At 35.6% G+C, this 10,720-nt stretch carries 6 protein-coding genes; 3 read left to right on the top strand and 3 right to left on the bottom strand.

Annotated elements, in window-relative coordinates; genetic code table 11:
• From ACNKXS_RS13570 to ACNKXS_RS13580, 3 genes are all read right to left on the bottom strand, one after another.
• Nucleotides 1–1,875: ParB N-terminal domain-containing protein (locus ACNKXS_RS13570; RefSeq protein WP_417921323.1), on the bottom strand; the 1,875-nt coding region annotated here is incomplete at its 3' end.
• Nucleotides 1,875–2,540 (bottom strand): hypothetical protein, encoded by a 666-nt coding sequence (locus ACNKXS_RS13575; RefSeq protein WP_417921324.1) that lies wholly within the window; start codon nucleotides 2,538–2,540, stop codon nucleotides 1,875–1,877. The genes ACNKXS_RS13570 and ACNKXS_RS13575, both read right to left, overlap by 1 nt.
• Before the next feature lie 20 nt (nucleotides 2,541–2,560).
• The gene (locus ACNKXS_RS13580; protein WP_417921325.1) at nucleotides 2,561–2,806 is read right to left on the bottom strand and encodes a helix-turn-helix domain-containing protein; all 246 of its coding nucleotides are present in this window, start codon (nucleotides 2,804–2,806) and stop codon (nucleotides 2,561–2,563) included.
• Between the two features lie 674 nt (nucleotides 2,807–3,480).
• Between ACNKXS_RS13580 and ACNKXS_RS13585 the strand changes: the two genes are divergently transcribed.
• From ACNKXS_RS13585 to ACNKXS_RS13595, 3 genes are all read left to right on the top strand, one after another.
• Nucleotides 3,481–6,474, top strand: coding sequence for a SusC/RagA family TonB-linked outer membrane protein (locus ACNKXS_RS13585; RefSeq protein ID WP_417921326.1), 2,994 nt, complete (start codon nucleotides 3,481–3,483; stop codon nucleotides 6,472–6,474).
• Nucleotides 6,475–6,485: 11 nt separating this feature from the next.
• A complete protein-coding gene (locus tag ACNKXS_RS13590; RefSeq protein WP_417921327.1) occupies nucleotides 6,486–7,883 on the top strand; it encodes a RagB/SusD family nutrient uptake outer membrane protein in 1,398 nt (465 codons plus the stop codon).
• A 9-nt stretch (nucleotides 7,884–7,892) separates the two neighbouring features.
• Nucleotides 7,893–10,720, top strand: a 2,828-nt coding sequence (locus ACNKXS_RS13595; protein ID WP_417921328.1) for an insulinase family protein, incomplete at its 3' end; no start/stop codon positions are given.

Consider the following 10,720-nt stretch of genomic DNA (forward strand, 5'->3'; position numbering starts at 1 on the left):
CGCTAGTCTAACTTTACTTTCATTTCTGGCGTTAAATTCTTTTTCCAGTTGACTTGCCATTCTGTTTTCAATAATTTCTAACTGGGATTGATTTATTTCTTCAATACGATTTATTGCAATATTAGGAATAAGTTCGTCTTTTTCAGAGCTATAGTTTAACAAAATTAAAAGGAGAAGGCTTTTAATAAATGACGAGTTTTCTGGTTTTGATTTATTAATAATAATTGGATATAGTGGCGTCTCAGAATTGAAGAGATGCTCTCGATTATCCTCGAGATAGGAATTTATTTTTGTAATAATCCAATCAATTTCAGATGAATTAGGATGATGATTTGATTCAAATAAATCATATTTAATTAACTCGGTTATAGCATTAAAAAAGCCAATTTGGAACATTAAAGTATAAAATGAGTCGTAATACCTTACATTATCCCTAATTTCTTTTTCTATATCCTTCAATAATTTTAAAGATCTTATGCTATCCCTATTATCATCAGATTTGGCATTGCTCTCTAGTATAAATCTTTCTTCACTTCCCCCAAACAATGTTTTTAGAGCTAAATCTTCATTAAGGTCAAAATCATCTTTACCTAATTTATTTAAGTAAGTATCGTATTCCTTTTGAATTAAATTGATAAGAGTTTTATAGGGGGTGAGTTCAGTATATAATTTCCCAAAACTAAAAAGCCATTTTCTAGAAAATAATTTTTCACTCTGTTTTCTTTGCTTTAATGAAAATTCCTGAGCTTTTATTTTATCTTTAGGAAATTCATCAGAAGAGTCAAAATTACTAGCTTGATCAACTCCTAATCTCATTCTGAAATTTGTTCCCTGATCAGTATATCCGTTTTTCTTCTCTGGATTATCTGAAAATAGAAATTCGCAAATACGATGAACCATTCCAATAGTGGTGATAACTGCTCGGTTTCGTTCTATTTGAACTTCTTTACCATTATTAGAATTATACTCAAGAACTGCAGTATAAATTTTGGGTATTTTAGTTTTTATGGATGAAAATACTTTCCTAGTAAATACAGCGTTTAGATCCTTTTCATCTAATAATATGGTTCTAGATTTGCTTGGTTGTTTTGCCGTTTTATTTACGTCAACAAAAATGTTCCTGAGTATTTTTTTTACATCTGTCTTATGTTTGGGCTGCCAATTTACTTTTGGAAAAATTTCATTTAGTTTGGCAATTTCATCATCTTCTATTATTTGAGAAGAATTCGGAAAAAACAATATCGTTACTGGAACTTTTAAGTTATCAAGCTTACGTTTGTCCTTACTTGTATTTTTATAAAATCTTTTTAATCTATCATTTCCAAATATTCCTCTAATGGCTTGTAAGGCTACTAATCGGTGCTGACCATCGACAGCCATTAGATTTGTGTTATCAATTTGCCATCGTATTTCAGTAGGCAATGAGATTATAGCATTATTATTCTCTGAATCCACAAACCATCTAACACAAAAAGAATTTTCAAACTCAATTTCAAACCTTTCTTTGTTTCCTATAAACCTAGACTTGATTTTCGGATAATATTTTTGAATAGATTTCTTGTCTTCATCTGGTTGAGTAACTGCAACCACAATTGGCGGAAAAAACTTATAACCTATTCCATCCGTTAAATAGGGAGCAATATCCCTTCTAATTCTAAAGTCATCTAAATCTCTTTGGACTAGCTCTTCAAAATCTATTTCCGTAATATCTAAAATTTCTCTAACTGGACTTAATTGTCCAATATTTTCTATGTCGAAAGATGTGTTTATATAAAAAACAGGTGAATCCTTATCCGTTGAAAAAATTCCAAAATCACCAGCCATGGCCATCGGAAATTTTTCTTTTAAAATTGGTTGCTTAAATTTGGTACTCATTATTTTCTTCCAAATAGGGGATTATATAATCTATTAACCAGATATTCAGTATGTGAAACTAATTTTCGGTCTATATCTTTTTCAACACATGCAAATATCATATATTCCCAGTTAAAATTTTGATAGGCAGCTCGACCACCAAAAGATTTTTGACTTTCTTGGAATATTAAATCTTGATTTTCACCATCATCAATAAGCTTCTTTACATCGAAAAATGCTCTTCTATGGTCTTCCCATCTTCTGCGTAAAGAATTTGATATTCCAATATAAAGGGGATTAACTAGTATACTAAAATTAGATAACAGATTCATTAAATCTTTACACTCTGCTAATGTAAGGCTTTCTAACTTTGTCCCGGAAATTATCGCCTCCTTCTCATCCTCTAAATAGAATTTATCAATGAACGGCCGATCTTCATCAATCATTACTTTATACTTTCTAAAATAAGATTTAACCGTCCCGTTTAAGTTATCTGGGGATATTAATTCGTTTATTTTTTTTAAGTTTTGGAGAAATTCCTTTTTGGTTGAAAAATTTTGAAATTTTGAAAAATTAATATACCAAGCATATATACCAGTGCTATCAGGAATATTAGATTTTTCAAATAAAGTTTTCTCATGGGGGAATAATTGGAACTCTTCTATATCTAAAGGAGGTTTATTCATCTCTTTTATTTATCACTTGTTTAAGAAATGGGAATAATTTCAAAACCAAATAATTCCTGTGGATGGACTTCTAGACCTTTGGCAAGTTCTAATACAGTAGATAACTGGATATTATGCTGGCCCTTTTCAATCTTACTTATATAACTATAATCCAAATCGCATCTTTGAGCCATTTCTCTATAGGATAGTCCAGATTTTAATCTAATGCTTCTAACTTGTTCTCCAAACTTATTTAAGAATTCATCATTTGAAAATTGAATATCCATACTATTCTATTGTGTTAGCAAGCTGAAAAATTTTAACACAAAAATTGTGGTATATAGTCACCACAAAAGAATATTTTGTATATATTTGATTCATTATTAATATATTGCGAACTTCTTAAAATATTAGAAGCATTCGCTTAGAGTCTCGAATCGAAAACTGGTAATTTTCACGCAACGAGGTAATAAGTGTAATGCTCACGACCCGGGCGTGAGCTTACTTATTGTTGCACGGTATACCAGTACCTCGATTCGATAAGTTAAGTTTCGCGCCTATTTTTTATGCGCTATCCTTTCTTTTCAAAGCCTTTGTTTCTTCACAATAAGATCTCGCGTTAAAAATAAATTCCTACATGAAAAAGGCCAGAGTGGCCGGCACTTCATTTTGGAGTGTATACATTCATTCTTGTTTGCGGGAACAGGAAATTTTAATGATCCCGTGGGTTGTCACTGCATCCCTATTGTGGTGGCTGTGGGTTGGGAAGAATCCGGTGTACCGGTTTCGGGTTTTTTAATAGGAAATTTGAATTAGCTAAAAAAAAAGGAACTATGAGAAATTAGAATGATGCACTCGTTTTTACGGGTACAAGCAAAAAAGCCTTCCCTCTAAGATTGGCGTCTGGAGGGGAAGGCCTAAGCTTTAATAAAACAATGTTTCATTTAACTACTGTAAAATTATGAAAAATAATTACAAGAGAGGCATGGTTGTGATCATGTTTCTGCTAGCCATGGCTGTTCTAACCATCCTGGCTATTGGGGAACTGCAAGCAGCAACTCCCTATCACTCCGTTTTGTATCAGCAAAATGTAAATGGTAAAGTGACCGGCCTAGATGGAAATCCACTACTAGGTGTGACCGTAAGAGTGGCTGGGAAAAATTATGGTACCACCACAAATTTAGATGGTGACTATGCCATAATAGCGAATTCTGGCGATATGCTGGTATTTTCTTTTGTAGGCTATAAACCCCAGGAAATACTGATTGATGAGCAATCTGAGGTAAACGTTTCCCTAGAAGAAGATGTAGATGCACTAAAGGAAGTAACCATCAATGCTGGGTATTATAACACAACTCGTAGGGAAAGTACCGGGAATATATCTCGGGTTACAGCTTCCGAAATTGAGAATCAGCCGGTAGTAAGTCCATTACAGGCACTACAAGGGCGCATGGCAGGCGTAGAAATTACTTCTGGCGGATTTACTCCGGGTACGGCAACTAGAATTCGCATTAGGGGCGTGAATAGCCTTCGTGAAGAAGGTAATTATCCTCTCTATATTATTGATGGAGTGCCAGTAAATTCAATCCCTGTTGAAACTACATCGGTTCTTCCAAGTCCAGGAATTGATCCATTGAGCAATCTGGATATTAACAACATTGAAAGTATCGAAATACTAAAAGATGCTGATGCTACTGCAATTTACGGTTCACGTGGTGCGAATGGGGTTGTTTTAATCACCACCAAGAAGGGCGTTACTACTGGCACGGGATTACAGGCAAGGTTTTATTATGGGGCAGCCGTAGTTCCTACCAAGTTAGATTTATTGAATAGTTCTGAATACTTAAGGGTTCGAAGAAGAGCTTTTGCAAATGATTCTATTGAGCCTACCATGCAGAATGCTCCAGAGTTAACAGTATGGAACCAAGAGAAATACACTGACTGGCAGGACTTTCTATATGGTGGAACTGCAGAAACGACAAACGCAAGCTTGAATTTTTCCGGCGGCGATCAACAAACCTTTTTCCGCTTAGGTGGTTCGTTTTTTACCCAGGGAACAATCTATCCGGCAGATTACGATTATAAGAAAATAACCGGAAATCTAAACCTGAATCATCGCTCGAAAAATGAAAAATTTCAGGTGAATCTGGCGGTTAATTATGGGGTGGATTTAAATGAATTCGCAGGTAGTTTGGGATTTGATGTGTCAACAATTCTTTTACCTCCAAATGCCCCAAATGTCTTCAATGATGTTGGAGGTTTGAACTGGGAAGAGTGGGAAGTTGGGGGCTTTACGAATCCCGTAGCTGGATATTTCAATACCGCCAATAAGCACACGCAAAATCTGGTTTCTAATATTGGATTATCATATCGCATATTGCCAGGACTACAATTGAAAACCAGTTTAGGATATACAAACTATACCTCTGAAGAACTGCGTAAACAGCCAAGCCGCTCTTATAATCCTACACAATCAATTTCCAATAAATCAAATCACTTGCGATCTGAACGGGCCTCCTGGATTATTGAGCCTCAATTGAATTATGAGATGACTCTTGGTAAATTAAACCTTGAATCGCTTTTTGGGACTACTCTTCAGGAAAACACAGCCCTGCAGGAACGTTTTCTGGCCGATGGTTATGCTTCCGAAGCTTTAATTGGAAATATTGGTGCAGCGGAAAGTATCAGAAATCCTGCTAGGTCAAATACACAATACCGTTATGCTGCTATATTTTCAAGAGTGGGGATCAACTGGGACCGAACCTATTATTTAAATCTTACTGGAAGGCGCGACGGCTCTTCTCGCTTTGGACCGAATAATCGTTTTGCTAATTTTGGAGCCATTGGGACTGCATGGATTTTTAGTGAAGAAGAATTTATGGAGACAACATTTCCTTTCATAAGTTTTGGAAAATTACGGGCCAGTTATGGTACTACTGGTAATGATCAAATTGGTGACTACGGATATTTGGATACTTACGAAGCCACGCGCGGTCCCGGTGGATTGTATCCTACAAGTTTGGCAAATCCAGATTTCTCCTGGGAGATCAATAAGAAGTTTGAAGTGGGAGTCGAATTAGGATTCTTGAAAGATCAGCACAGGTTGAGTTTAAGTTATTATAGAAACAGGTCTTCTAACCAATTGGTAGGATACCCACTGCCTGCTACCACAGGTTTCACATTAGTCCAGGCAAACTTGCCGGCAACCGTTGAAAACTACGGCTGGGAATTAGTTTTGAATACTGAAATATTCAACAAAGAACAGTTCAACTGGAATGCTTCATTGAATCTTAGCCTGCCGAAGAATAGACTTGTAAGTTATCCCAATATAGATCAGTCCACTTATGCTAATACCTACAGGGTAGGAGAACCGCTTAATATCAGCCTTGTGTATGATTATACTGGAAGGGATCCTAATACTGGACTCTATACAGTTAGGGATGTAAATGAAGATGGAAGGTATGACTATCAGGATCGGATTATTGCAAAAGATTTAAACCGGGAATTATTTGGAGGAATTAGTAATACGATTAATCACAAAAATTTTTCTCTCCAGTTTTTGTGGCAATTTGTAAAACAGGAGGGAATTATTCCTAACATAACTGCTGGTGGTAGATACAACACTATGTCGTATTTACTCTCTTCCCTGGATGAACAAAGCATTTTTCAACCACCTTCAACATTATTCCCCGCCAGAGAAGCTGAAGGATATGCATTACAGTCCACATTTCCTTACCAGATTGCCTCATTCTGGAGACTAAAGAATCTCTCCCTGGCTTATAAAATACCAGAGGATTTAATCAACAGCATAGGTATGCAAAATGGCCGTGTGTTTTTGCATGGTCAAAATCTACTGACCATCACACCTTTTAAAGGATTAGACGCTGAAAATCCATACTCGCTGGCCATTGGAAATTTAAAAAGCGTTACCGCAGGGATAGAAGTTAATTTTTAAACATAAGATTCATGAAACCAATTAGATACATAACAATTTTACTGCTTCTGCCTTTACTCTTTTCATGTGAAGATCTCATAGAAGTGAATCCCCCCGAAGATAAACTGATACAAGACGTGGTATTTGATAGCGATGAAACCGCTACCAGTGCTATGGATGGTATTTACAATCAATTATTTCTTGCTGAATTTTCTAGCGGGCAGAGAAGTAGCGTTACAGTTCTTTCAGGTTTGTCTGGTGATAATATCAAATTTATCAATCCCAATACCAGTACAGCAATGCAGTTCGAACAACATGAAATCTTACCAGATAATAATAGAAACCTGGAAATTTGGGCGAGTGCCTATAATGTGATCTATATGTCAAATTCTCTGCTGAAGGGTCTTCAGGAATCACGAAATATTAGTTTGGAAGTGAAAGCTCAATTAGAGGGAGAAGCCCGTTTTGTACGTGCATTTACGTATTTCTATCTCACTAATATGTATGGAGATGTTCCACTCATTTTATCAATTAACTATGAAGAAAATCAATTACTATCGAGAAATTCTTCTTCTGAAGTTTATGACGCTATCATAGCAGACCTCAAGATTGCAAGTGAGGTTTTGAGTCCAGAATACAGAACTGGAGAGCGTACACGCATAAATAAGTACGCTTCTTTGGCATTACTTTCCAGAGTTTATCTATATCTGGAAGATTGGCAAATGGCTGAAACTATAAGCTCCGAAGTTATTAATGAGTCTGGTACTTATGAACTTTTAGATGATCCAAACCTGGTTTTTTTAGCCAATAGTAGAGAGGCGATATGGCAACTTTCACCTATTGGTGCGGGTGGCTCTATAACTCAAACGAATGAAGGAAGTTTATTTATTATAGACCCTATTTTTTCATTTTTTGCTTCTTTTAAATTGAACGAAGCCTTCGTTGAAAAATTTGAAGAACAGGATAATAGATTAGTACACTGGGTGGGCTATAACGAAGGTATGAACGCTTCTTTTCCCTATAAATATAAAGTTTGGAGCAGCAACGAATTTCCAATCTTAGAATATTCCATGGTGTTACGTCTCGCTGAACAATATCTTATACGCGCTGAAGCCAATGCAGAACAAGGGAATTTAACTGAGGCAATTAATGATCTGGATGCTATACGGAGCAGAGCAGGATTAGATCTAATAACCGATACAAACCCGGATATTGGTCAAGAGGATTTATTATCTACAATTTTAAACGAACGTCGAATGGAATTATTTGCCGAGTGGGGGCATAGATGGTTTGATTTAAAACGTACCGAGAAGGCTAATACCGTATTTGGTCCTGTTAATCCATATTGGGAACCTACTGATGTTCTCTACCCAATACCTGAGGATGAGCGTAGCAAAAATTCTAACCTAAGCCAGAATCCTGGTTATTAAAAGAACATAATGAAGAATTTTATCACCTGGAGTTTAGCGACTTCCTTTCTATTGTTTTGGAATTATACCACAGGTCAAACTGATTCAATTTATACTGAATTTCGGAATATTGAATTAGATACATCTGTACGTTACGGCAAACTTGATAATGGATTGACTTATTATTTGCTTAAGAATGACTCTCCTCCAAATATGATTCGATTTGAATTAATTGTGAAGGCAGGACATATTAATGAAGGTAAAGATCAGCTTGAATATGCACATTTGTTGGAACATCTCTTAGCGTCAAGCACCCGTCAGTATCCGGATGTTCGAGGCTATCTCAAAAAAATAGGCGGATATAGCAACGCTTCTATAAGCGACAGATACTCACGATATTTTGTGGAAATACCGTCTACTAATAAAGCAGCAATTGAGGCTGGATTAGGTTTGCTTTATGATAAGGCAAATCCAGGTAACGTCTGGTCCAAAGAGAAAATAGATACAGAACGTCAGGCGATAGAAGGAGAAGGTAGGACGCTTTCTCCAAATCAACGTTGGAGGAGTAATACAACGATCACACACGTACTGGAAAATCGCGGATACCCGGTTTTAAATCAAGATAAGAATCTTGCAAATTTAAAAAATTTCAAACCGAATGCTTTAAAACGGTTCTACCACGACTGGTATCGCCCAGACCTAGAAGCGGTAATGATAGTTGGAGATATAAAGCTTGATAGCCTGCAATATAAGATCAGGGAACAATTTTCCAGTCTTTCTTTAAATGATGATCAGCAGGATAAAAAAATAATTAGTCCCAAAGATTTTCATATTGAGCTTACAGGGGAAAACAGATTTTCTACGATAATAGATTCTGCCGCGAATAGTTTAAATCTGGAGATAGTACAATTAACTCGGAATATGGATAGAGAACCTAAAAATGCTAAAGAATTGTCATCAGCATTTATTCAGCAATTATTTCGTTTGATGGTGGCTTCGAAAGCTTCAATCTTTCGAAATCAATATGATCCTCCATTTGAATATCTTAATTCCAATTATGGGAAAATTTTTCTACCGGATAGCCAATTGGAAGCAACTTCAATGAGTTTGACACTAGAATCAAATGCGCTTGCAGATCAAAAAAAATCTTTCCTAAGAGCTATAAAGGCATGGAAACAGCTGCAATTTGGGCTGGAGAAGGAGGATCTAGTACAGGCAAAAGTGAAATTAGAAACTTCTCTGCAAGATGATACTCAGTCTTCTGAGTTATCTCAGCAATTCATTAATCATTTTATCTATGGAAAAGCGACGCTGATAGCACCTAATCAAAAAAATATAATTTCTGAAATTCTTCAAAATATTCAACTGAGAGATGTATTGGATTATGCTGAAAGGAACTGGGACTTATCAAAAAATACGAATTTTGTTTTTTTTAAACCCCCAGGTGTTAATGAACCTTCACCAGATATGATAAAAAGTTGGTTGAAGGAAATTGATACAATTCCTCATGAGCCTTTATCTAAAATGGCTACTATTTCCAGTCTTGCCGCAACATTAAAAAATGCAAAGAATGAAAAGCTACAAGTTGAAAAGTGGGAAACAAATGAAATTGGTGTTACCACAATAGATTTAGCAAAAGGAATTAAAATCATCATGAAGCCTACCAAGCCACAGAATGATATATTTCAAAACAGGATTTCCCTTAGAGCATTTCGTCCAATCGAATTACCCTTGGATAAACCTCTGGATTATCTCGCTGCAGTGCATGCACCCCAGGTTATACAAAATATGGGGGCTGGATCTTATGATAAATTTGAAATCACGCGTTTTGAAAGAGAGAAAAACATTAGCATCAATTTCAGAAATACCTACGAAAACCAATTAATTGACGGAAATTTTACACTTGATGAGCTTCCTGAATTTTTTGGTCTATTTTATCTATATCTAACTAAACCTAGAGATAGTCAGAAGGGCTTCGATGATTGGAAGGATAAGAAGAAAATGGAATTGAGAGGTCATTCAATCAGAGGTTCCAAAAGCTTTCTTCATGATAAAATTTATGCATCCTGGTATCCACAAGTTCCAGAATTAGAACTTTCAGATTTAGACAAATTGTCGAAAATACACTACATAGATTCCTGGGAAACTTATTTTGCGAGTATAGAGAATTTTACATTCATATTAACTGGTGAGTTCGATGCGGAAATTTTGAAAAATAAAATAGTGGATAATTTATCTAAATTTTCATCTAATGACAATCGGTTAGAAAGTAAGATTCTAAACTTAGAATTCCCTTTTAAAAAAATGTACGAGCGGTTAGAGTGTAAAAATATTGATCAGGTTTATACCAATATTTATTTTCCGGTCAAGGTTCCTACTGATATCAAAACAGAAATAGAATTAGAACTTTTGTCACAAGCACTGCATGAAAGAATTTATATGCGTTTGAGAAATGGGAGTTATTCCCCAAGAGCTACTGGAGAATGGGTCGACTTTAAGAATGGTATTTATGCTTTTCGAATAGAGTTTGACAGTACTTTGGGAAATGAAAGCTTTATGAAAAATGAGGCATTGGATGTTTTTCGAAAATTGCAAAATAATGGTGTTGATCTGGAATGGTTAAATACCACTATTAACAATAAAGTTCAATCCTATGAAAGAAAGTTCAACAGTTTCGGGTACCTAGATTTCTGGCAAGATTATTTACATTTTACATTAGAAAACGGAATTGATCCTATTCCCGGCATTCTTAATTATGGTACCTTGATGGAGTATTTTATCGAGATCAAGGATATTAAGAAAGCTGCACATAAGTATATGCATGAGAATCATATTCAAGTATTTCAAACATACCCTGA

It is taken from the genome of Christiangramia marina, assembly GCF_048285865.1.
Lineage (GTDB): Bacteria > Bacteroidota > Bacteroidia > Flavobacteriales > Flavobacteriaceae > Christiangramia > Christiangramia marina.

What these genes read in the sequence shown, in the direction of transcription:
- ACNKXS_RS13590 (WP_417921327.1), top strand. Translation starts at nt 6,486, where the DNA reads ATGAAACCAATTAGATACATAACAATTTTACTGCTTCTGCCTTTACTC.
- ACNKXS_RS13580 (WP_417921325.1), bottom strand. Translation starts at nt 2,806, where the DNA reads ATGGATATTCAATTTTCAAATGATGAATTCTTAAATAAGTTTGGAGAA.
- ACNKXS_RS13575 (WP_417921324.1), bottom strand. Translation starts at nt 2,540, where the DNA reads ATGAATAAACCTCCTTTAGATATAGAAGAGTTCCAATTATTCCCCCAT.
- ACNKXS_RS13585 (WP_417921326.1), top strand. Translation starts at nt 3,481, where the DNA reads ATGAAAAATAATTACAAGAGAGGCATGGTTGTGATCATGTTTCTGCTA.